Annotated in this window: 20 protein-coding genes; 9 read left to right on the top strand and 11 right to left on the bottom strand. The window is 52.9% G+C overall.

Annotated elements, in window-relative coordinates; translation table 11 throughout:
• Window positions 1–139: 139 nt before the first annotated feature.
• Entirely contained in the window at window positions 140–1,042 is a 903-nt protein-coding gene (locus C8N40_RS11220) for a Ppx/GppA phosphatase family protein (RefSeq protein ID WP_108211866.1), read from the top strand.
• Between the two features lie 127 nt (window positions 1,043–1,169).
• Here the strand turns inward: C8N40_RS11220 and ppk1 are convergent, their stop codons facing one another.
• The gene (gene ppk1, locus C8N40_RS11225; RefSeq protein WP_108211867.1) at window positions 1,170–3,290 is read right to left on the bottom strand and encodes a polyphosphate kinase 1; all 2,121 of its coding nucleotides are present in this window, start codon (window positions 3,288–3,290) and stop codon (window positions 1,170–1,172) included.
• A 182-nt stretch (window positions 3,291–3,472) separates the two neighbouring features.
• On the opposite strand from ppk1, the gene C8N40_RS11230 reads away from it, so the two are divergent.
• The 3 genes from C8N40_RS11230 (at window position 3,473) to C8N40_RS11245 (ending at window position 7,233) form a co-directional block, all read left to right on the top strand.
• A complete protein-coding gene (locus C8N40_RS11230; protein ID WP_108211868.1) occupies window positions 3,473–4,414 on the top strand; it encodes a DUF5996 family protein in 942 nt (313 codons plus the stop codon).
• 105 nt (window positions 4,415–4,519) lie between these two features.
• Window positions 4,520–5,662 (top strand): DEAD/DEAH box helicase, encoded by a 1,143-nt coding sequence (locus C8N40_RS11235; RefSeq protein ID WP_108211869.1) that lies wholly within the window; start codon window positions 4,520–4,522, stop codon window positions 5,660–5,662.
• A gap of 383 nt (window positions 5,663–6,045) precedes the next feature.
• Complete coding sequence (locus tag C8N40_RS11245; RefSeq protein ID WP_245905084.1) at window positions 6,046–7,233, top strand: acyloxyacyl hydrolase; 1,188 nt, start codon at window positions 6,046–6,048, stop codon at window positions 7,231–7,233.
• 65 nt (window positions 7,234–7,298) lie between these two features.
• On the opposite strand, the gene C8N40_RS11250 is transcribed toward C8N40_RS11245, so the two are convergent.
• From C8N40_RS11250 to C8N40_RS11285, 8 genes are all read right to left on the bottom strand, one after another.
• Window positions 7,299–8,141, bottom strand: a complete 843-nt coding sequence (locus tag C8N40_RS11250; protein WP_108211871.1) for a 1,4-dihydroxy-2-naphthoyl-CoA synthase — start codon at window positions 8,139–8,141, stop codon at window positions 7,299–7,301.
• Window positions 8,142–8,617: 476 nt separating this feature from the next.
• Window positions 8,618–10,669: a M13 family metallopeptidase gene (locus tag C8N40_RS11255; protein WP_425440660.1), complete on the bottom strand. Its 2,052-nt coding sequence runs from the start codon at window positions 10,667–10,669 to the stop codon at window positions 8,618–8,620.
• Between the two features lie 347 nt (window positions 10,670–11,016).
• Window positions 11,017–11,391 carry a hypothetical protein gene (locus C8N40_RS11260; protein ID WP_108211872.1) on the bottom strand — a complete coding sequence of 125 codons (375 nt, stop codon included), beginning with the start codon at window positions 11,389–11,391 and terminating at the stop codon, window positions 11,017–11,019.
• Window positions 11,392–11,557: 166 nt separating this feature from the next.
• Entirely contained in the window at window positions 11,558–11,953 is a 396-nt protein-coding gene (locus tag C8N40_RS11265) for a rhodanese-like domain-containing protein (RefSeq protein WP_108211873.1), read from the bottom strand.
• Between the two features lie 155 nt (window positions 11,954–12,108).
• Window positions 12,109–12,351 (bottom strand): hypothetical protein, encoded by a 243-nt coding sequence (locus C8N40_RS11270; RefSeq protein WP_146173553.1) that lies wholly within the window; start codon window positions 12,349–12,351, stop codon window positions 12,109–12,111.
• 99 nt (window positions 12,352–12,450) lie between these two features.
• Window positions 12,451–12,939, bottom strand: coding sequence for a hypothetical protein (locus tag C8N40_RS11275; protein ID WP_108211875.1), 489 nt, complete (start codon window positions 12,937–12,939; stop codon window positions 12,451–12,453).
• A gap of 176 nt (window positions 12,940–13,115) precedes the next feature.
• Window positions 13,116–15,074, bottom strand: coding sequence for a DNA topoisomerase (ATP-hydrolyzing) subunit B (gene gyrB / locus C8N40_RS11280; RefSeq protein WP_108211876.1), 1,959 nt, complete (start codon window positions 15,072–15,074; stop codon window positions 13,116–13,118).
• A gap of 366 nt (window positions 15,075–15,440) precedes the next feature.
• Window positions 15,441–16,088: an SIMPL domain-containing protein gene (locus C8N40_RS11285; RefSeq protein ID WP_108211877.1), complete on the bottom strand. Its 648-nt coding sequence runs from the start codon at window positions 16,086–16,088 to the stop codon at window positions 15,441–15,443.
• A 148-nt stretch (window positions 16,089–16,236) separates the two neighbouring features.
• Here C8N40_RS11285 and C8N40_RS11290 point away from each other — a divergent pair, with 148 nt between their 5' ends.
• The 5 genes from C8N40_RS11290 (at window position 16,237) to C8N40_RS11315 (ending at window position 18,950) form a co-directional block, all read left to right on the top strand.
• Complete coding sequence (locus C8N40_RS11290; RefSeq protein WP_092099370.1) at window positions 16,237–16,566, top strand: DMT family protein; 330 nt, start codon at window positions 16,237–16,239, stop codon at window positions 16,564–16,566.
• Between the two features lie 80 nt (window positions 16,567–16,646).
• Complete coding sequence (locus C8N40_RS11295) at window positions 16,647–17,072, top strand: DUF2267 domain-containing protein (protein WP_245905085.1); 426 nt, start codon at window positions 16,647–16,649, stop codon at window positions 17,070–17,072.
• Window positions 17,073–17,451: 379 nt separating this feature from the next.
• Window positions 17,452–17,886 (top strand): hypothetical protein, encoded by a 435-nt coding sequence (locus C8N40_RS11305; RefSeq protein ID WP_108212069.1) that lies wholly within the window; start codon window positions 17,452–17,454, stop codon window positions 17,884–17,886.
• Window positions 17,870–18,553, top strand: a complete 684-nt coding sequence (locus C8N40_RS11310; protein ID WP_108211880.1) for an SCO family protein — start codon at window positions 17,870–17,872, stop codon at window positions 18,551–18,553. Before C8N40_RS11305 ends, C8N40_RS11310 begins: the two co-directional genes overlap by 17 nt.
• The gene (locus tag C8N40_RS11315) at window positions 18,540–18,950 is read left to right on the top strand and encodes a c-type cytochrome (RefSeq protein WP_108211881.1); all 411 of its coding nucleotides are present in this window, start codon (window positions 18,540–18,542) and stop codon (window positions 18,948–18,950) included. The genes C8N40_RS11310 and C8N40_RS11315 overlap by 14 nt, the downstream gene beginning before the upstream one ends.
• A gap of 88 nt (window positions 18,951–19,038) precedes the next feature.
• On the opposite strand, the gene C8N40_RS11320 is transcribed toward C8N40_RS11315, so the two are convergent.
• Both C8N40_RS11320 and C8N40_RS11325 read right to left on the bottom strand, forming a co-directional pair.
• Window positions 19,039–20,367 carry a DUF3472 domain-containing protein gene (locus C8N40_RS11320; protein WP_108211882.1) on the bottom strand — a complete coding sequence of 443 codons (1,329 nt, stop codon included), beginning with the start codon at window positions 20,365–20,367 and terminating at the stop codon, window positions 19,039–19,041.
• A gap of 650 nt (window positions 20,368–21,017) precedes the next feature.
• Window positions 21,018–23,036 (bottom strand): TonB-dependent receptor, encoded by a 2,019-nt coding sequence (locus tag C8N40_RS11325; protein ID WP_108211883.1) that lies wholly within the window; start codon window positions 23,034–23,036, stop codon window positions 21,018–21,020.
• Between the last annotated feature and the right edge of the window lie 25 nt (window positions 23,037–23,061).

Consider the following 23,061-nt stretch of genomic DNA (forward strand, 5'->3'; position numbering starts at 1 on the left):
GATTTAGAAATCTACAGCAGAAGTAGTTTCGGACAAGGAGGACCGGAACAGCGGAAACACCAGCAATTTCACCTTTTATGCCTCCACAATAAACGATAATTGTTAACTTTACAGGCTCAAAACCTACCCTTAGTTGCCTTTGAAATTAGCTGCGATAGATATCGGATCGAATGCGGTGAGATGCCAGATCTCCAGTGTACTTAACCAAAACGGGCGAGTGTTTTTCAAAAGAGTGGAGTATGTGCGCTATGCTATCCGCTTCGGCGAGGATGTATTCAGCTCCGGCTACATCAGCGATCCGAAAGTAGAGAAATTTGTAAAGCTGCTGCATGCTTTTCAGCTATTGCTGGATGTGCATGACGTGGATTACCACATGATTTGCGCCACCTCGGCCATGCGCAACGCCTTCAATGCCCAGGAGATAATCGATCGGGTACAGCAGCAGCTCGGCATGGAAATCCAGGTAATAGACGGGGAAATGGAAGCCGAACTTATCAACAAGGTTATCTATAACTTCCTGGATGAGCAGCGCAACTACCTGCACATCGACGTGGGCGGCGGCAGCACCGAGTTTAACATCTATGTGAACCGCCAGAAAGTTGCCTCGCAGTCCTTTGAGCAAGGTTCCATTCGCCACATGCAGGGCCGCGACTCAGAGGAGCTGTGGAACAGGATGAAAGTATGGATTGAGGAAAACGCCAAAAAGTATCACCTGTCGCGTGCGGTGGGCACGGGCGGTAACATCAACAAGATATTTGAAATAGCCGGTAAAACAGCGGGCAAACCCATCTTCCGAAAGCAGATAGAGGAGGTAGCCTCTTACATTGCCAGCCTTACCATGGAGCAACGCATCACCGACCTGCTCCTCAACCCCGACCGGGCCGATGTGATAGTTCCGGCCTCTGAGATTTACCTCTCCGCCATGAAGTGGGCCAAGCTGGAAAGTATGATTGTGCCTACTGTTGGCCTGAAAGACGGCATGCTGCACGCCCTCTACGAGCGCCACCATCCTGATCGCTTCATTATCAACAGCATCAGCTGAAACATTTAACAATTATCAGTAAACTCTTTACGCTTTATCATAACAAAAAAGGCTGCAGTATACTTCATCTGAAGGGCTGCAGCCTTTTTTTATTTATTGATAACTGATAATTGACAAATTATAGATGTTAGCTGTTCACGGTTAATTGCTCAAAAAGCTCGACCTCTTCCGTTGCGTAGGCCTTGTTGAAGAACAACTTGTGGATGTCCACTACTTCCTCGTTGGCGCCAGGTCGGCGCTTGATGTAGGTGCCGTCCTCGCGCATGATGTAGGAGTTGTGGTTGTCCTGCAGGTTGTAGTAGAGGATGTTGATTGCCTCCCGCTTCAGCTCCGCATTGGTTATCAGGAAGAGCGCCTCGATACGCCTATCGAAGCTGCGCACCATCATGTCGGCGCTGCCGCTGTATACTTTCGGGTCGCCGTTGTTGTGAAAGTAGTAAAGCCGCGAGTGCTCCAGGTACTCCCCCACTATACTTTTCACGGTGATGTTTTCGCTCAGGTCCTCGCGGCCAGGGCGCAGGCAGCAGATGCCCCGCACAATCAGCTTAATGGGCGCACCGGCCTTTGAGGCTTTGTACAGTTCATCAATGATCTCCTTGTCCTCCAGCGAATTAATCTTCACCACAATACCGCTCTTCAGGCCCTTTTTAGCATTGCGGGCCTCTATCCGGATCAGCTCCATCAACTGGGCGCGCATCGCCTTAGGCGAAGTCATCAGGTACTTGTACTCGTTCGGACGCGAGTGGCCTGTGATTACATTAAAGAACTCCGACACGTCGTGGGCGTAGATCTCATTTGTTGTCAGCAGGCTGATATCCGAGTATAAGCGGGCCGTTTGCTCGTTGTAGTTGCCGCTGCCGATGTGCACGTAGCGCGTTACCTTCTCCCCTTCCTTGCGGATGATCATCAACATCTTGGTGTGCGTTTTATACTTGCTGATGCCGTAAATCACAAAGCAGCCAGCCTTCTCCAGGCGCTCGCCTTCGCGCAGGTTTCGCTCCTCATCGAAGCGCGCCTTCACCTCGAACAATACCGACACGTGCTTGCCGTTCTCGGCAGCTTTTAACAGCGCAGCCGTGATGCGGCTCTGGTCGGCCAGGCGGTAAATGGTCTGCTTGATCCCCAGCACCGACGGGTCTTCGGCAGCGCGCTCCAGCAGGTTCACGACCGGCTCCATGCTGTTGTAAGGGTGGTGCAGCAGCACGTCGTGCTCCTTCAGGTACTCAAACATATCTACGCCATCGCTTGGCAGGCTAAGCGGCGTTACCGGTGCCGGCTGCTTAAAGCCCTTGTCGCGGAACTGGCGGTGGTTGATGATCTGCCACAGGCCGCGCAAATCCAACAGGCTGTTGATGGTAAATACATTAGCATTGTCGATGGTCCAGCGCTCCTTGAGGATCTTCATCATGAACTGCGACGGGTTGCGCTCGATCTCCAGCCGTACCACGCGGCCTTTCTTGCGGGTCTTCAGCTTCGATTTGATCTCCTGCACGAAGTCCGCCTCCAGGTCATCCGATTCCTCCAGGGTAAAATCGCCGTTGCGCGTGATGCGGAACAGGTTCGCTGACACGATATCCACATTGCGGAAAAGCTTTTTTATCTTCCAGCGCACAATCTCCTCTATCGGCACAAAAATGATCCTATCCTTACGGTTGATCTCGTAAAAGCGCGCCAGATTCTGCGGTATCTGCACAAACGTCACCCGGTCCTGCGGCTTGCCCTCGTCGGTGGTGCGGGTTACCACGCCGAAGGTCAGCAGCTGGTTCATCAGCAGCGGGAAACCATGGTAGTTGTCGAACACCATGGGCGTGAGCAGCGGGTAAATCGTGTTCTTGAAGAATGAATCGGCCTTCTTCTGCTCTATTTCCGTCAGCTCACTCACCTTCAGGATATCGAAACCGCCCTTGTGAAACAGGGGTTTTAGTTCGTTATTAAAGGTCAGGTACTGGTCATTCACGAAACGGTGGGCGTAGTCGAGCAGCTTCTTGCGGAAGGGCAGCTCGCGCAGCCCCGAGTAATCGAGGCGCTCCTTGCCGTAGTCGAGGTAGTTGTACAAGCTGCCTACCCGGATCATGAAAAACTCGTCGAGGTTGGACGAGGTAATAGCCATGAACTTCAGCCGGTCAAAAAGGCTCTTGCTGGCATCGCGGGCCTGGTCCAGTACCCGGTAATTGAAGCGTAGCCAGCTCAGGTCGCGGCTGATGTATTTACTTTTCTTTATTTGGTCAGAAACCTTACTGATAAGCATGTTTTCTCCTTATTTGGGGTCACTTAGGGTGTAAGCGCCCACTTCCATTCATAAACTCAAAATATAGGGATAAAGTATAGCTTAACCTCCATATTCACGGAATTTTTCTCAGCGGCCCGGTTTCCGCTTGCACCCGGGTCCGAATTGCTGCGTACAACAGGGGAATATCCTAAAAAAGCGCCATGACCTCAACCCTTGTAAGTCCTCCTGTTTTAGACGAGTTTCCGCCGCTGCCCCTCGGGGAGTGGGAGAAAACCAAAGACACGCTGCACCTGTACCTGCAGGTGGTGGGCAAAATCCGGCTAAAGCTGATGCCCCGCCGCAATCACTGGTGGAACGTGACGCTTTACGTGACCAGCCGCGGCCTGGGTACGGGCCCAATCCCCTACAAGTTTTATACGTTTGCGTGCGAGTTTGATTTTATAGCGCACCAGCTGCTTTTGCGCACCAGCACGGGCGCCGAAGAAAGTATAAAGTTGCAGGATGGGCTAAGCGTGTCGGCGTTTTACCTGCAGGTGATGAAGGCGCTGGAAGTGCTGGGTATCCAGGTGGAACTATTGGCCAAACCTTATGACAACAAAAGTACCATCCCCTTTGCTCAGGACCATGACCATGCCACTTATAACGCCGAGCAGGTGCACCGGTACTGGCGTGTGCTCGTGACCGTAGACCAGGTGCTGAAAGAGTTCAGCGGCCGCTTTTACGGCAAAACCTGTCCGGTGCAGCTCTACTGGCACCACCTCGACCTGACCGTGACGCGCTTTTCAGGCAAGAAAATCCCCGTTAAACCGGAGTCCAGCACCGTGGAGAAGGATGCTTACTCGCATGAGGTCATCAGCTTTGGCTTTTGGCCCGGCGATAACGATGTGCGCTTTCCGGCTTTCTACTCCTATACTTTCCCCTCCCCGGAAGGGCTGGATAAGGAACCGCTAGAGCCCAAGCAAGCCCATTGGGTAGATGCCAACGGCAGCCCGATGGCCATTCTCAACTATGAGGAGCTCCGCCTGCTCGACAACCCACGCCAGGCCCTGCTCGACTTTCTGGAAAGCGCCTACCAGGCCGGGGCCAAACGGGCCAAGTGGCCTGTGGAGGATTTGACGGTTCCGCCGTTGGAGGCGCTGTAAAGTATATGCTTGGCGAAAGCAAAGTATAAAGTATGAGCTTCGGTCGTTCTAAAGTATAAACCGTATCTTTGCCGCTTACAGGCACATTCTTTAACCCTGATACGCATGTCCTTTACTTCCCTTGGCTTATCGGCGGCGCTGGTAAAAGCGGTAGCGCAACAAGATTATACTTCCCCTTACCCTATCCAGCAACAGGCCATTCCGGCGATGCTGCAAGGCAAAGACATACTCGGCCTGGCGCAGACGGGCTCGGGCAAAACGGCCAGTTATGTACTGCCCATTCTGGAGAGGCTGCAACGCCAGGCGCCCACCACCAACAGGGCCGTGCCCGTTCTGGTACTGGTACCCACGCGCGAGCTGGCCATGCAGGTGGGCGAGGTAGTGAAGTCTTTTTCTGCCGGCCTGCCGCGCCCGGTAAAAGCCATGGCGGTGTTCGGGGGCGTGTCGATTAACCCGCAGATGATGAAGCTGCACGGCACCGATGTGCTCATTGCCACGCCTGGCCGCCTCCTCGACCTGGTGGAGCATCAGGCAGTGCAACTCTCTGAAGTGAAAGTACTGGTGCTGGACGAGGCCGACAAGATGCTGAATTTGGGCTTTAAGGAGGAGATGGATAATATTTTCGCCCTGCTGCCCACCCGCCGGCAGAACGTGCTTTTTTCGGCTACCCTGGATGAGGAAGTCGCTTTTCTGGTGGCCGATATCCTGCACAACCCCGTTAAAATTAAGATAGAGGAAGAGGCCGTTGTACCTGAACTGATTCACCAAATAGCCTATCAGGTGACCGCGGAGCGTAAAGGGCCGCTGCTGCGCTACCTCATCAAGCAACAGGACATGCAACAGGTGCTGGTATTTGCCTCTTCTATTCGCACGGCAAATAACGTGGTGGGCAAGCTGGTGAAGAATGGCATCGAGGCCGCCGCGTTCCACGGGGATAAAAGTCAGGGCGCCCGTACGGAGGCCTTGCGCCAGTTTAAGGCGGGCAAACTGCGCGTGCTGGTAGCCACCGACCTGGCGGCACGCGGCATCGACATCAAGTTTCTGCCACACGTAATCAACTACGAGCTGCCGCGTTCCCCCAAGGACTATGTGCACCGCATTGGCCGCACCGGCCGCGCCGAAGCCTCCGGCGAAGCCATTTCGCTCATCTCCCCGGAAGAAGAGCATCACTTCAAAGTAATCCAGAAAAAGATGGGCCAGCGTGTACCTTATACCCCGACAGATGAGCTTGACCTGGCTGGTTTTTGAGTTAACAGACTTAGTCCTCGACAGAAAGCAGCCTTTGAAGAACGCTTAAGGCAATATTTTCTACACTAACACTTAGGCTCGGATGTGCTGCACGTCAGGGCGAAGTTTTCCTGTAATACCAATATTGAACAAGTTGTGCGCCTTAGCTTGTGCCCTCGCTCGCCTCTGGCGCGTGTGCGTCATTTAATGGAGCCCGCCTTTATACTTATACTTATACTTATACTTATACTTATACTTATACTTATACTTAAAGCGACCAGAGGCCGCCCTATAGCTTACACTCGCCAGAGGCAAGCGAGGGCACTGATGTACGCAATACTGACTTGGGATTGGTATAAAACCACCGCAGGATTTACGAAGTATACTTTCACCAACCACGCCGTGTGGTTAAGCGCCTACACCAGCAAGTATGGCGGCTGATGGTTCCGTTCAAGTATAGCTTTGTGATGCCCTATTTTTGTAAAAAGACTTCTCTTGCACTGTACCTGTTGCTGCTTTTTACCTTTCTGCTCTCTCCTGCTGCACCGGTTGCAGCACAAACGGAGGCCACCAAACCTGCCCTTAACCTGGGGCTGCGCACCCATTACGGCTTTATCATCCCCCACTCCGACGCCATCCGGGAAGTATCGTATTCCCACCCCCGCGCCCTGGAACTGGACCTGAGCCTGCACTTTACAAGCGAAAAGGCCTGGCAATACCTGCAAGGCTACCCCCGGCTGGGTGCCTCCTTCTCCTACATCAACTTCGATAACCTGCAGGTGCTGGGCGATGCTTATACGTTTATACTTTATGTGGAGCCTTTTCTATCGGCGCACCGGCGTTTCAGCCTGTCCTTTCGGTTTGGGGCCGGCCTCTCCTACCAAAGCAATGTCTACGACTCCATCAGCAATCCGCAGAACCAGTTTTACAGCACCAAAATAGCTTTCCCGCTGACGGCAAACCTGATGGGCAACTACATACTTAATGATACCTGGATGCTTCGGGCTGGGGGCACGTACAGCCATATTTCCAACGGAGGGATACGCCAGCCCAATAAAGGCATTAACTTCCCGATGGCCACAGTTGGGGTTGACTATGCCCTGCGCCCCGCTGATTTCCCGGAACGCCAGCAGCAAAAGTATAGTCCGCAGGCGCCGGAGCGGTATTACCTGTTTGCCTTACTGGGCACCGGTAAGGATGGGAGAATCGATGCCTCCGAGAAGTTTCCGTTGCTGGGGCTTACGGCCTATGCCAGCCAGCGGGTGGGCAGGCTGAGCGCCCTGGCGGTCGGGGCCGAGTGGGTGGCAGATTTTTCCTTAAAAAACGAGTTGGAGGAGAAAAAGGAGGATACAGATTTTGGACGTGGGGCGATGCTGGCCGGGCATGAGTTTTACATCGGCAGGTTCCGGTTTAACCAGATGCTCGGCATTTATGTGTACTCGCCCCACAAGGCCCGCGACCCGGTTTACCAGCGCTGGGGACTGGAGTATCACACCGCGAGGGGTTTATACTTTGGCATTAACCTAAAGGCGCACCGCCATGTGGCTGATTTCCTGGACGTGCGTGTTGGGTGGCGCTTTGGAGTTGATTAAGCCTTTAAACAAAACAGGCGAGCCTTTGGGCTCGCCTGCTGCTTTGTAATTGGCTATACTTGCTGTTACGGAATCCACTTGATGTCGGAGAAGTCCGGCTTGCGCTTCTCCAGGAACGCGTTGCGGCCTTCCTTGGCCTCTTCGGTCATGTACGCCAGGCGGGTCGCCTCACCGGCAAATACCTGCTGGCCCACCATACCGTCGTCGGTCAGGTTAAAGGCGAACTTCAGCATTTTGATAGAAGTCGGTGATTTAGCCAGGATTTCCTGCGCCCATTGGTAGGCTGTATCCTCCAGTTCCTCGTGCGGCACCACGGCGTTTACCATGCCCATATCGTAGGCCTCCTGCGCAGAGTAGTTCCGGCCCAGGAAGAAGATTTCGCGGGCGCGCTTCTGCCCCACCATCTTGGCCAAATAAGCCGAGCCATAGCCACCGTCGAAGCTCGTCACGTCGGCATCGGTCTGCTTGAAAATCGCGTGCTCCTTGCTGGCCAGCGTCAGGTCGCAGACAACGTGCAGCGAGTGTCCACCGCCCACAGCCCAGCCCGGAACCACGGCAATCACCACCTTCGGCATAAAACGAATCAGGCGCTGCACTTCCAGGATGTTCAGACGCGGCATGCCCGCCTCATCCACGTAGCCCTGAAAACCGCGCGCATTCTGGTCGCCGCCGCTGCAGAAAGAGTATACCCCATCTTTGGTAGAAGGCCCTTCGGCAGAAAGCAGCACCACGCCAATGGAAGTATCCTCGCGGGCGTCCAGGAAAGCCTCGAACAGCTCTGCCACCGTTTTCGGACGGAAGGCGTTGCGCACATTCGGTCGGTTAAACGCGATACGCGCCACCCCACCTGATTTTCTGTAGGTGATATCCTCGTATTCTTTGACTGTTGTCCAGTTAGCTTTGCTCATATCTTCAGATTTTTTGTAAAAATACGGCTTTTCAGACTTCGTTGCCAATTCAGAGGAGGATTTGGTGGTTTGGGTGTCGATGGGGCTTTAGTTTATACTTTGGGATTCGTTCGTTTGTGCTTTAGAAAAATCCCAACCACCCCTAACCCCTCCTTGGCTAAGGCGGGGAACCTATATTTGCTGTGGCTGAAGTATAAGCGCTATAGCCTCAGTTCCCGCGCGGACAGGTCACGACCTGTCCCTACAAAGTATAAACATGCCCACTCCACCTTCTGCTGGCACCTTTTGCTGGCGTGGGCTTCTAACCTGTGCCTTATTATGAGGTCGGATTTGTAATCCGACTGGGCCGCAGGGCCAAACTATAGTCCGTCACGAGCGTGGACGCTCGCGCCATACCGAAAAGTATAGCCACTAAAAAGAAAAGCCGCTCCGGTTATACTTCCGGAGCGGCTTTTTATACTTGGTTCAGACCTGGATTACCAGATTCTGATTCTTTCTTCTGGTGCTTTGTACAGCTTGTCGCCTGGCTGCACGTCAAACGCCTCGTACCAGGCATCCATGTTCACCAGCGGTCCGATAGTTCTGTACTGGCCTGGCGAGTGCGGATCGGTTACAATCTGCTGGGCAGCGGCCTCTGGCAGGATGTTACCTCTCCATACTTGTGCCCACGACAGGAAGAAACGCTGATCCGGCGTAAAGCCATCAATCAGTTCGTTAGACTGTCCTTGCTTGGTCATTTTGAAGGCCTCGTAAGCACCAGCCAAACCACCCAGGTCACCGATGTTCTCGCCCAGTGTCAGCTGTCCGTTTACGTGGATAGAGTCCAGCACCGTGTAGCCGTCGTACTGCTCTTTCAGCAACTTGGCCTTCGCTTTGAACTTAGCCAGGTCTTCTTCCTGCCACCAGTTGCGCAGCGTACCGTCTTTGTCGTACTGGCTACCGGAGTCGTCGAAACCGTGGGAGATTTCGTGACCGATTACCGCACCGATACCGCCGTAGTTCACCGCGTCATCCGCGTTCGGGTCGAAGAACGGGAACTGCAGGATACCGGCCGGGAACACGATTTCGTTCATCACCGGGCTGTAGTAAGCATTCACGGTCGGAGGCGTCATGCCCCAACGCTCTCTGTCAACCGGCTTGCCCAGTTGGTTCACCATTTTGTTGTAGCCCCACTCGCCGGAGTTACGCACGTTGGCAAAGAATGCATCGCGCTTGATCTCCAGGCCGTCGTAAGTTTCCCACTTGTCAGGGTAACCTACTTTCGGACGGAAAGCGTGTAGTTTTGCCAGTGCTTTTTCCTTCGTGGCAGGGCTCATCCACTCAAGCTTGTTGATGCGGATCTCGTAAGCCTTGATCAGGTTGGCGATCATCTCGTTCATTCTGGCCTTCGCCTCTGGCTTAAAGTGCTTCTCCACATACAGTTGGCCCAGCAACTCACCGATGGTGCGGTCTGTCAGCTGAGACATGCGCTGCCAACGTGGCGTCTGTACTTTCTGGCCGGTCAGGGCCTGCGTATAGGTAAAGTTGGCGTCTGCAAACGGTGTGCTCAGGTATGGCGCAGAAGACTTCAGGATGTTCCACTGCAGGTAGGTTTGCCAGTCAGCGATTGGTGTTGAAGTAAGCAGGTCGTTCAGCTCTGTGAAGAACTTCGGGTTGTTCACCAGGATGGTGTCCTCGCCGGTTACCTTCATTTTGGCCATCAGCGGCTGCCAGTCTATGTTAGACGTGGTTTTGCTGAAATCGGCAACGGCAAATTTGTTGTAGGTTTTGTACGGGTCACGCATCTCCACGCGGGCCATTTGCGCCTCGGCCATCTTCTTCTCCAGGTTGAAGATAGTTTCGGCATGCTGCTTGGCTTTAGCCTCCGGCGTACCTGTCAGCGTGAACAGCTGCGTGATGTAGGTTTTGTAAGCTTCCTGAATTTTCTGGTTACGGGCATCATTCTTCAGGTAGTAGTCGCGGTCTGGCAAGGTGGTACCGCCCTGGCTGAACTGCGGAATCATTGTGTTCGGGTCCTTGCGGTCCTGGCCCACGTAGAAGCCGAACATCGGAGAACCTACGCCGGACGTACGCTGGTAAGCCACCTCGTTCAGAACGCCCTGCAGGTTCTTCACCTTGCCGGCTCTTTTCAGGTCTTTTTTGATAGGCTTGTAGCCCAGCTTGTCAATAGCGGCGCTATCCATGGCAGAGGCGTAGAAATCGCCCACGCGCTTGTTTACAGAGCCAGCTGCGGCGTTTTTGTCGGCAGCGGCCTCATCCAGAATGTCTTTTACGGCCTGGATGTTGAAATCGCGCAGCAGGTTAAAGCTGCCCCAGCGGGTTTCTTTGGCTGGCACCGGGTTGCTTCTTACCCAGGCGCCACTTGCGTAGTTGTAAAAATCGTCGCCCGGCTTTACGGACAAGTCCATGTTGGCCTTATCGATAAAGGGCCCTTTGGGTGATGCGCTTTGCTGCGCGGATGCTTCTGCGCCATACAGCACGGCAGCACCGAATAGCAGTAATTTCAGGTGATTTTTCCAGTTCGACATGTTTAAATCGACTTTGTTTTAGGTTGTAAAGTATAGACTAATGCCGGAGCGCTACACGAGGTAACTTCCCCGGCCCAAAAATAGCACTTAAATATAAAAACAGCCGTACGGCAGCGTATTTTAGCGGCTTTTATTCACCTTTAACAAGAAAGGCTCCTATAAAATTCATACTTACAAGTATAGAGATACTTAGATTGCCATACCGCAAGTATAAACCGCCGTGCTCTTAGAGTGGACTTGAAGTATAAAGTTTAATCAGGAAGTATAAATCCTTAATGCTGTTCAAGCGAATATGGAATGGAGGCAAGTATGAGCTGGAAAATGCCTGTGGCAAGTATAAAAACCCTTTACAGCTGATCCACTTTGGGCTTGAGGAAGACTTTGAAATACGCCCAATAGTTGCCAACCAGAACGCCGTACAGCAGCAGGTTGACCAGGGCAATTGGCCAGTTGCGGTGATCAATGAGCAGATGGAAGAGCGCGATGTTGACCACCACCGGACCTAAAAGCACCAGGGCAGCCAGCACAAACCTGTTGAGCAAAAGCAGCAATCCGGCGGTAACCTCAATGGCCTTTACAAAGAAAATCAGTCCGCTTGATACCAGCAAGGCCATGAAGGGATGGTACTCCGGCACCGGGATAAACGTATAAAACCCGTTCAGGCCAAACACCAGGAAGATTAGCCCCAGCAGGATTCTGGCAATGTGTACAGCAGTTTTCATGGGCAGCGGGATAAGGCTTTAAGCTTTGCAGCAATGTTCCTGGTAGCTTGCCAACCGCACGAACCATCATCCAACTACCTGGAGTATAGGCCCAAAGATATGTATGGCCTGCGTCAACACCAAATTAACGAGGCTTGCTTTACACATACTTTACAATGAGAAAGGTTTACTCCTCGTGCGGCTCTACGCTTTTGCCGCATTCTCTCCAGGCTTTGAAGCCCCCATCGAGGTGCGCCACGTTGCGGTAGCCCATTTTGTTTAAAGTAGCTGTGGCCAATGCGGAGCGGCCGCCGGAGGCGCAGTGCAGAATCAGCCGGCTGTTTTTATCAAATTCCGGTTTGTGGTAAGGCTGCGCAGGATCGGCATAGAACTCCAGCATGCCGCGCGGCGCGTGCACCGAGCCTGCGATTTTGCCGTGCTGCTTTAGTTCCTCACTTTCCCGGATATCAATCAATGTTGCATCCCCTTTGGCGAGTTCTGCTTCTACCTGGTCGGGAGAAAGGTTCTCCACCTGCTGCTTTGCTTCGGCTACCATGTCGGTAGCGGATTTTCCCTCCTTCATCGTTACTATAAAATTTTAAAGTATAAATTATACTAGTATAGCGGGGGGAGCTTCGAATTGTTGCTCGAAGTAAGGTTGCTAAGTATAACAACTGCAAAACTTTAGCGGGGTCTGCTTTTCTTTTAGTGGTAAGCTGATGGCGGAAAGCGGCGGGTTTATACTCCCTTTAATACACTTAACACCTGAAGTAACATTAGAACAACAAAAAGGATGGATACGGCTTTAATTGCTTTTTTTAAACCAGCTCCATGAGTCGTCTGCCATTGCAGATATTTTTCTCTTTTATCACCCTCCTGAACATTGACTTTCCCGTCTGCATACCGGTAAAAGAACCCTGCAGTAAGTGAGAATACAATTACTCCTAAAGTTGAGAAGAGAAGTAATGTTTGATTGTCCATTTTATTTAGAATTGTGTCCTTTAAATTTCCCACAACGTCTCGTGCATAGTGTGGGCAAGGCATAGCCGCAGCCTAAACTATGAACCTTGTTGGCAGTTGTTATTTTTTTCTAAAGGTCTGCTGCCTTCCTTTACATTCTATCAAGCTTGTCAATTGCCCAGCGCTTACAAATTCATATTCCTTCTCTTGCAGCTCGGGCAGAATTCTTATTAGTTGTAGATAATCCTTTGATGAAGTGTGAGTCAAGACTACATTATGATTTTCTCCAACTTTTAAATCGCTCTTAAGGTCATTTCTAATCAAAAGCTTAGTATGATTCAGTATTTCATTTCTTGCAAATACTGATGAGTCAGCCTGATACTTCACTTTTATAATTACTACTTCGCTCAGCTCGCATTCATTTTGACTTCTCCTTTCTCCGACTGAACAGTCACACAATCCAGCTTGGCTTTTCTCCTTTACTTCTAAATCGACTACATATAATTCAGTCAAGCTCAGTTTTTCCTGCACTTTTGGCTTTTCAACTTGAAGAAAACCATTTATATGAGAAATAAAAACTAACCCGATAATGAAGTTTATGAGGTTCATTCTTTATTATTTATACCTGCCAACTACTGTATATAAGACAACCTACGCTTATCTGCACTATGTGCTTAGTTACAAACGCACAACACCTACTCAATATAGCATTTACTAAATAAAAAAGCGGCGGCCATACTTTAAAAGTATAGCCGCCGCTTTTGATTATTGCTAAAGCCTGAGCCTTACACGTCTACGCGGGCGTATTTGGAATTGCGCTCGATAAAGTCGCGGCGCGGGCCTACCTCATCGCCCATCAGCATCGAGAACAGGTGATCGGCCTCTGCGGCAGATTCGATAGTTACCTGCTTCAGGCTTCTCACCTCCGGGTTCATGGTGGTGGTCCAGAGCTGCTCCGGGTTCATCTCTCCCAGACCTTTGTAGCGCTGCACGTTCACGCTCTCATCCTTGCCCTTGCCAAGCTCGGCAATCGCATCCATACGGTCCTGCTCGCTCCAACAGTAGCGCTCTTCCTTGCCTTTCTTAACCAGGTACAGCGGAGGCAGTGCAATATAGATGTAACCTTTCTCAAGGAGTTCCTTCATGTAGCGGAAGAAGAAGGTCAGGATAAGGGTACGGATGTGCGAACCGTCCACGTCGGCGTCCGTCATGATGATGATCTTGTGGTAGCGCAGTTTCTCCAGGTTCAGCGCCTTGTCGTCCTCTGCAGTACCGAAGCTCACCCCGAAGGCCGTGATCATGTTCTTGATCTCCTCGTTCTCGTAGATGCGGTGCTCCTGGGCTTTCTCCACGTTCAGGATCTTACCGCGCAGCGGCAGGATGGCCTGAAACTTACGGTCGCGGCCCTGCTTGGCAGATCCGCCCGCTGAGTCACCTTCCACCAGGTAAATCTCGCAGTTCTCCGGGTTATTGTCCGAGCAGTCGGCCAGTTTGCCTGGCAGGCTGGTGCTGGAGAGTACACTCTTGCGCTGCACCATTTCGCGGGCCTTGCGGGCAGCATGGCGGGCCTGGGCGGCAAGTATAACCTTGTTTACGATGGTGCGGGCCTCTTTCGGGTTCTCCTCCAGGTACTGGTTCAGCATCTCGCCCACCGCAGTGTCCACGGCGCCGGCAACCTCTGAGTTGCCCAGCTTGGTTTTGGTCTGCCCCTCAAACTGCGGCTCCTGTACTTTCACCGAGATAACGGCCGTTAAGCCCTCCCGGAAGTCATCGCCGTTGATGTCTATCTTCACCTTGTCCAGCATGCCGGATTTCTCGGCATAGGACTTCAGGGTACGGGTAAGGGCGCGGCGGAAACCGGCCACGTGCGTACCACCCTCAATGGTGTTGATGTTGTTTACATACGAGAAGATGTTCTCGGCATAGGAGGTGTTGTACTGCAGCGCAATCTCCACCGGCACACCGTTTTTCTCACTTTCCACGTGAATCGGCTCCGGGATCAGGTTCTCGCGCGTCTCGTCCAGGTAGGTCACAAACTCCTTCAGGCCGCCTTCAGAGTAGAACGTGTCGCTCAATGGCTCGCCCTGCTCATTCAGCTCACGCAGGTCCTGCAGGTTAATGCGGATGCCCTTGTTGAGGAACGCCAGTTCGCGCAGGCGGCTGGCAATAGTGTCATACTTATACTCGGTGGTCGTGAAGATGGAAGCGTCCGGCTGGAATGTTACGATGGTACCTGTTTTGTCGGTCTCCCCAATCTCGCGCACCGGAAAGGCCGGTACCCCGATGTTATAGTGTTGCTCGAAGACCTTGCCTTTGCGGTGTACGGTCACGTGCATGTCGCTGGAGAGCGCGTTCACGCAGGATACACCCACGCCGTGCAGACCGCCGGATACTTTGTACGTGTCCTTGTCGAACTTACCGCCGGCGTGCAGCACCGTCATTACCACTTCCAGGGCCGAGCGGCCTTCCTTCTGGTGGAAGTCCGTAGGGATGCCACGGCCGTTATCCGATACCGTGATAGAGTTGCCGGGGTTGATGGTCACGTTGATCTCGTCGCAGTGACCGGCCAGGGCCTCGTCAATAGAGTTGTCCACCACTTCCCACACCAGGTGGTGCAGGCCTTTGATGCCAATGTCGCCAATGTACATGGCCGGGCGCTTGCGAACCGCCTCAAGCCCTTCCAGTACCTGGATGCTATTTGCTGAATAATCGTTTGCTAATGATTTTTCTTCTACTTCACTCATGTATGTATCAGGGTAGATTGAATAGGTAAAATTACCACTTTTATTTCTTTTAAACTATACTTTTAAAGCGCTAAAACCACGCTGCCGCACCCGATGGTCGTGCGACCTGGGCTCGAAAAGTATAAACAACTAAAATATAACAATTTACCTACCTTAAAGGTGCCTTATCAGCCTCTTTTTGCCCTCAAAAAACACAAATAGCAGGTGCTTTAAAAAGCGCCCTTTCTTTTGCTGTAAGCTACTGTTTTTATACTTACTGCTTACATCTTCATGGGCTTAGCTACTGGAGAGGTGCCTTATGGCCAGCCCTAAAACAACTCCGCCCTTGCGCTGGCAAGAGGCGGAGTAAAATAACACAAGTCTCGTTTAGTTGGAGGTCAGCCGGGCCCTCACTTTCACCCGCGAGGCCATCTTTCGGTTAAACTCATAGTATTCCGGACCATACGGCTGCATGTTGTCCATCTCCTCGATGCCCACAATCTCATACTTGCCCTCTCCCCCGCTCAGGAAATTGAGCTTGGCTTTGGCGTTGTCCAGCGCTTTCTGCATCAGCTCCTGCTGCAGCTTCTGCTTTTCCGCAGGCTCCACAAAAGTGCCCGACACATTCAGGTTGAAAGGGAAACCATTATCCAGCACGCTTTGGATGATGCGGCCGTAGGTGGCGCTGTCCGGCACCACGATGTTGTAGGTCATGCTGGTCTGGAACATGGACGGCTTTATTTTTTCCTTTGCCATCTGCTCGGGCATGTAGTTGAAGTAGGTGTTGTCGTTGGTGAGCATCATGCTGGGCACCTCCTCGCGCAGCGAATCGGCCCAGTGGATAAACTCCTGGCGCATGTTCATGGGGCCGTTGTAGGTCAGGCTCAGCCGGTAGCCTGCTTCGGGCATGGGCTGTTCATACTCCCCGATTACCTGCAGGTAATCCTCTTCCGGGTTGGCGGTTCGGGTCTGGCAGCCGCTCAGGGTAGCTGCTCCTAACAGCGCGGCCAATACCCAGGCATTCATCTTTTTCATAGTGTTGTATAATAGTAGATGGATATATAGAATGCCGCTAACGAAAAGTGTGCCGTACCGGAACTATAGCCTGTGTTCCGGCCAAATATTTTTTTAAAACCTATACTTTGAAAAGGGTAAAATGCACAGATTTGCAAGAAAAAGAAGTATGAAAACGGTCCTGCTGCTACTCATCTCCAACATCTTCATGACTTTTGCCTGGTACGGCCACCTGCGCTTTAAGGAAACCGCCCTCTGGAAAGTGATCATGATAAGCTGGCTCATCGCCTTCTTCGAATACTGCTTTCAGGTGCCGGCCAACCGCATCGGGCACGGGCAGTTCACGGCTTTTCAGCTTAAAACCATACAGGAGGTGATCACGCTGGTGGTGTTCATCGCCTTCTCGGTGCTGTACCTGCGCGAGGAGGTGAAGTGGAACTACATCGTGGGTTTTATACTTATACTTGCCGCAGTCTTCTTCGTGTTTAAAAAGTGGTAACACTCTGTTACCTAAACTCTTCCATGATGTCTTCGTTCTTTACAAAGAGTGTATGTTCTATCTAAAACTGAAGACAAACTATGGCGATGAATTTTGAGAATTATGTAAAGGAAAGTAAGACATGGCTGCACGAGCTGTGTACTTACCTGGGTATTGATGACGAGATGAAGGCGGCCCGAATTTTCCGGTCCGTGCTGCACGCCATCCGCGACCGCATACAGCCTGGTGAGGCCATTCACCTGGGGGCGCAGCTCCCCATTATCTGGAAGGGCATCTACTTCGATGGTTTCTCGCTGCACGATCCGGTGCGCATCCGCCACGAAGATGAGTGGCTGGAGTATATCCGTAGCAAGGACTCCGGTGCCGACCAGGCTGATTTCCCGACGCTGGACCATGCCTATTATGCCTACCACGACGTGATGAGCTTCCTGCGCGACCACATCTCCGAGGGCCAGTACCGCCAGGTTTCGCAGGCGCTGCACTCCGAGATCACCGTACCAGCCTAGGCTTTTTATACTTCCCCAGGCTCATTTATACTTTGTAACCACTTATGCCCGGTTATGGCCGGGCATTTTTTATGCTTGCAGTTGCCGGCCTTTGCCCCTACCTTTGTAGTATGTGGCGTAGCTATGTTATAAGCCTCAGCTTTACGGTAGTATACCTGCTGACTATGTTCCGTGATTTTGCACAGGCCGTGCAGTGCCTGCCACGCCGGCCGCTGTGCCTGAGCCCGGCATCAGCCTGGTTTTACCTTCCGCTCCCCTTCAGCCGCAGTGCCGTGCCTGTTCCATACGTTGGAAAAAGCCTATGAGCAGCAAACTTTTCCCCTTTCAAATCATTTTAAGGACATATGGCAATGGCCATACGTTGAAAGATAAGTTTACCATGAAGAAATATTTGATACTGCTTGCCCTGCCCCTGGTGCTGTTCTCGGCCTGCCAGGGAGGCTCCTCCCCGGAAACGGAGAAAACAGAGCTGGAGGCAAAGGTGCTGCACATCCACGACGAGGCCATGGCCCGCATGGGGGAAATCCTGAAGCTGCGGCGCTCGCTGCGCTCCGTGCGCGACACCCTGCAGGCGCAGCAGGCAGACACGGCCTCGCTGCGTGTGCTGGAGCAGGAGATCAGTGGCCTGGAGCAGGCAGATGAGGCCATGCGGCAGTGGATGCGCGCGTATAGCTCCCCGGATACCCTGCAACATGAGCAGGCCATGCAGTATCTGCAAACCGAATTGAAGAAGATAGAACGAGTACAGACGATCATGGACAGCACGATTTCCGCTGCCCAGGAAACCGCAAAGAAGTATGAGCAAGAGAAATAACATAAGCCTGAAAACCGGGCTGGCGGCTGGATTCCTCGCCCTGGCATCCACCGCCTTCTATGGCTGCGACTCCGGCAGCAAGTCTAAAACTCTTCCCATTTATGGCGAGCGTGAGCCGGTGGAACGCGTGGTGAACGGCGAAACGGTGATAGACACCATCTACCACCACATCCCCGATTTCGCGTTCGTGGACCAGGACAGCCAGCTGGTAACGCAGGAGACGGTGGCAGGCAAAGTATACGTGTCGGATTTCTTCTTCACGAGCTGCCCCACTATCTGCCCCAAAATGAAATCGCAGATGCTGCGCGTGTACGAGGCCTACAAGGATAACCCGAACGTGGTGCTGCTCTCCCACTCCATCGACCCGGAACACGACACGGTGGCCGTGCTGAAGGACTATGCCGACAGGTTGGGAATTGAAACGTCCAAGTGGCACATGCTTACAGGTGATATGGACAGCATCTACAAAATTGCTGAGCAGTACCTGGCAGCAGCCCGAGTGGATGAAGGCGCTGAGGGCGGCTTCTCCCACTCCGGCGACTTTTATCTGATTGACCAGCAGCGCCGCATCAGGGGCCATTACAACGGCACCCTGGAAGAAGATGTGGACAGGCTGATAAAAGACATCCCGCTGCTACTAAGCCAGAAGGAACATGAGACAAAATAAGCTGGTGATGGTGGCGATGGCAGGCTTCGCCCTGACCACCCTTACCCAGTGCTTTACCAAGAAGAAGGACGAGGGAAAGCGCCTGTACGAGCAGCACTGCCAGAGTTGCCACATGGATGACGGCAGCGGCCTGAAAGGCCTGATCCCGCCTCTGGCCAACGCCGATTACCTGCAAACGCACCGCGACGCCTTGCCCTGCATCATCCGGCATGGCATGGATGGCTCCATTATCGTGAATGGCGTGGAGTACAACAAGGAGATGCCGGGCGTTGACCTGCGAGCAGACCATATTACCAATCTGCTCAACTACATCCAGACCAACTTCGGCAACGACAACCCGCGTTATACTTTGACGGAGGTGCAAGAACTGCTGGAAAGCTGCCCGCCTGAGCGGTAGCTTATAGGAACTGAAAGAGGCCGGCTGTTGACACAGCCGGCCTCTTTTTTCTTTAGGCAGAATTATACTTTGCCAGCGCCCGGTCAGATTAGGGCAGGCTGTCGAAATCTACAACAGGTGATGTTCCCGAGGTGGGTCTGCTGAAAATTGTGCCGATGGCCACCGTCTCGTCGAAAAAGCCGCCGTTTCGGAGGAAGAACTGCGCCCCCTCCCGGCCGCCACTGTAATCCAGGCGGTAGGCTCTTCTGGCAATGTCGTCACCGGTGAAACGGGCCTCGGTCAGTTCCACCCAGTTTCCGTCCACATCCCTGGCCCACTGGTTTTTATACAGCCCGCGGCGGCTGATGTGGCCCCGCGTATCCTGGAAATTCTCCAGAAACGAGTGCGGCCTCTTGTACCAGGTGTCGGTTTTGGGCCTTAAGAAGCTGGCAATCAGCTTCCATTTGCCCTCCTCGGGCGCGTAAAAGTATGCGGTATAGATGGTATTGCCTTTGCCGTCGGGCTCCACGGAGTTGAGGAAGCGGTAAGTGTTGCCGGCTTTCCAGTTATACTTAAAGTAGCTCTGCCCGCCAGAACCCTCGTTGCCGAACTCCCCGGTATACACGCCCTCTCCTTTTTTGAGTAGTTTTATCTTCTCCTCCTCAGGTATTTCCTCCGGGTTGTCGGTTACAAACGGGCTCCAGACAGAGAACAGCACCCGTCGCTCCGAAGGCGAATTAACCTGTATGCCGAAGTATCCTTCCCCAAAGCCATTGGCCATAAAGTAGGACCCGATTGGATCGTCGCCCTCCTGCACTTCCAGCTCACTGTAGAACCACTTAAAGTTTTTCTCTGCCGGCAACGTATAGGAAAGGTGCACCGACGGTCCTCTCCTGCCCCAGTAGAACCTGCTGGCCTCGTTATCCTTCACAAAAGACAGCCCAAGCTCCTGATCCGCTTTCACGATCAGCTCTTTGACCGCTCCGTAGTTTTCGCCACGCTTCTGCAGCCCCTGCACGTCCACCTGCACATAGCCTGGTGCCTTCAGGTTATACTTTCCGGCATCCACTAACTGGTCTCCCGGCTTTACCTTTAGCTCCCGGCTCTGCCCGTCTATACTTACTTTGATGGTGCCTGCTGCCTGCTGCCCGCTGAAGGCCAGTTGCAGCTGAACCCTGCCTGCTTTCTCGGTTTTAAAGTATGTAGAGAAGATACTTTGCGGACTGCTCCAGCTCGTAATCCCATCCGTCGTTACCTTGTCCCCGGAACCTGTACCGGAGGTGAGGTAGGTGTTGCCCCCGAGCGGGATGGTGTAAACGGCGCTGCTGTTGGTTGCGGTGTCTGAAGTTCCTGCGGTTATACTTTTGCTGGCGCAGGAGCTGAGCAGCACTGCCAGGCAAATCCAAAAGGCAAAGGAGACTCTGTAAGCTGTAGTCATATAAACTATATCTAAGTATGAGGGGCGTTCCCTTGGTTCATAAACCGGTGTGATTGCAGCCCCTGTAGAAGTATAGCAAGTATAAAACTGCAGCCGCGATGCTTTCCGAACACGCATCTTTAGCCATTTATACATGCCTTTACAGCTATCAAATACAGAAAATGTATTAAGCAATGCAAATATTAAATCAACTTTGTGTTAACGAACACGCAATTTGTTAAATCATCTTCCGAAAGTATGGATTAAAGTATAGCTTGATCTGCGCGTGATGGGTTTTCTGCCAGCCTTATAGCGCGAGCGTCCTCGCTCGTGCTGAGTATAGGAGTGGCCTCTGGCCGTTGTATGAATTATCTCTGCTGTTCCGGATTTGCACTCCGGAACCACATACTATGAGGATTTATAATCAGCTTGCCTACCAAAAGCCCTAGCCGTTGCCGCTGCGGATTGCAAATCCGCGGTTCCTATACTTTCGGATTGCAAATCCGAAAGAGCATTTGTCATCCTCGGAAAGTAGATCTTATAGTATAGCAGCGCTTTACACTGCCTCGCTCCGCCTCGAACTGGCGGGACAACTATTCCTATCTCACCAAATAGAAAAAGGGAGACGCCTTCCAGAGCCTCCCTACTGTTTATACTTGAGCACGTCTGTACTAGAATCCCATACTTAGCTGCACAAACATATTTCGTCCCGGGCGGGTAATCTGCCCCCAGTCGAGGTGCTCGCGGTAATTGACGTTGAAGATGTTTTCCACGCCTGCGTTGAGCTGCCATACTTTCCTGGCGGTCTCTTTCTGGTAACCAGCGCGCAGGTGCCAGAGCATGAAGGGTTCGGTCGGCTGCTCCCCGAAACTTTCGCTGTTACGGTGCTGGGCGGCAGCTATTTCCGTTTCCCCCTGCACCCAAAGGTTATCCCCGAAGTACTTACGGAGCGAGCTTACGTGGCGGAGCGGGGCAATCATGGGCAGCGGCTCACCGGCGGCGTCCCTTCCGTAGCTATACTTTAGCGTGCTTACCAATTGGGTATACCCGTTGATGTTGTACACGGCACTGGCCTCGGCCCCCATCAGGAGCGCATAAGGGGCATTATAGTATACTTTCACGCCGCGTGCGCCCATGGTCATAGCGCTTAGCTCGGGCTTGTAGGCACCCACAATGTAGTTCTCCACCTTAGAGGCGTAGGCTGTAGCCTGCACCCGCACCTTCGGCTCCTGCCAGGACAAGGTAAACTCTCCCTGCATGCCTCGCTCCGGCTTCAGATCCGGGTTGCCCACATAGTCGTAGCCATCAAACTGACTGAAGAGGTAGAAGCCGTAGAGCTCGCTGGCAGTTGGTGTACGCCCGTTTATCCCCCCGGAAATAGATGCTTTAAGTTTTTTGTATACCATGCGGCTTAGCTGCACCGTGGCAGCCGGAATCACGAACTGGCGCTCGGTGCCGGTAGAACCAAACACGGCCATCTGGTCGCGGCCCTCGCGGCTGGTAACCGAGAAGTCGGACACATTCAGGCGGCTGTTGAGCTGCAGCTGGGTTTTGGCGTTTACCTGCCAGCTATACTGTGCCGCCACCCCCGACTGCAGCTGCCGGTTGTTGGGCCAGGTGAGCATGAACATAGGGGCCTGTCCTTCCTGGTACATCGTCATGGAGGCCTCCAGGTATGAAGCTGAAGCGTCGGCACGCACACTTAGCTGCTGGTTGGCTCCCGGAGCGGTGGTGCCCTCCACATAGAGGCCGCTGGTTCGGCTCAACCCGGGCATATCCATCCGCACCGGCAGATCCGGTCGGGCACTGTCGTCCATGGAGTGGGCGATGCGGTTGGCATAAAGACGAGCCTCCAGCCGGGTCCAGCGCCTTTCCTCATTTTCCCGCACCAGACTAAGCGATCCTATGCGCGCCTTGGCCGTTCCCACATCCATCGGCAGGGCCGGAAAACCAATGTTCCAGCCGTCATCCGCAATAAAATCAGCTTTCAGTATCAGGTCGTCCTGCAGCAAAAACTTGCCGTTGAGGGCTATGTTGGCCTTCTCGTACTGTGAATAAAGCACCTTGTCACCGTTGCCGTTGCGGTAATTTTGGGCGTTCCGGTACGTGCCCGAGGCACGCAGGCCCCAGACTGGAGTGGCATAGTTCAAACGCAAACCGCCTAGTACCGCATTGGCCGCAGACTGATAGCCTGTACTTACAGCACCCGAAAGTTTGGGTTCATCTGCCAGCTCTGCCTCTGCCAGCTTCATGTTAAGGCTACCACCAATGGCTGTGCCCTGCATCGCGCTGCCGCCGGCTGTTTGTACTTCTATACTTTGCAGGTTAAGCGGCTCGATGTAAATGGTGGCGGGGTCCATTTTATCGGTACAGGCGCCCTGTATGCGCATGCCATCCAGCGTTACGCTTACCTGGCTGGCACTGTAGGCCCGGATGGTGGGCTCCATGCCATAGCTGCCCCGGCGTATAAAAGATACCTCCGGCATGCGCGATAGCAGTTCCTCGGTGGTGGCCGCTTTGTTGGCGGTGTAAAACTCCTGCAGGTGTTGCTGGTGGTTGTGCCTTTTGGTTGATATGGCTACCTCTTGCAGTAGAATCGTGCGGATAGAGTCAGCAGGTATGGGTTGTAACTGGGCCCAGGCTGGCAGTGCCGCCAACGCAAAAGTCCCAATCAGGATAGGCGTTTTCATGTCCTTCGCTGTTAAGATTATTGGA

The organism is Pontibacter mucosus, from assembly GCF_003054055.1.
Classification (GTDB): Bacteria; Bacteroidota; Bacteroidia; order Cytophagales; family Hymenobacteraceae; genus Pontibacter; species Pontibacter mucosus.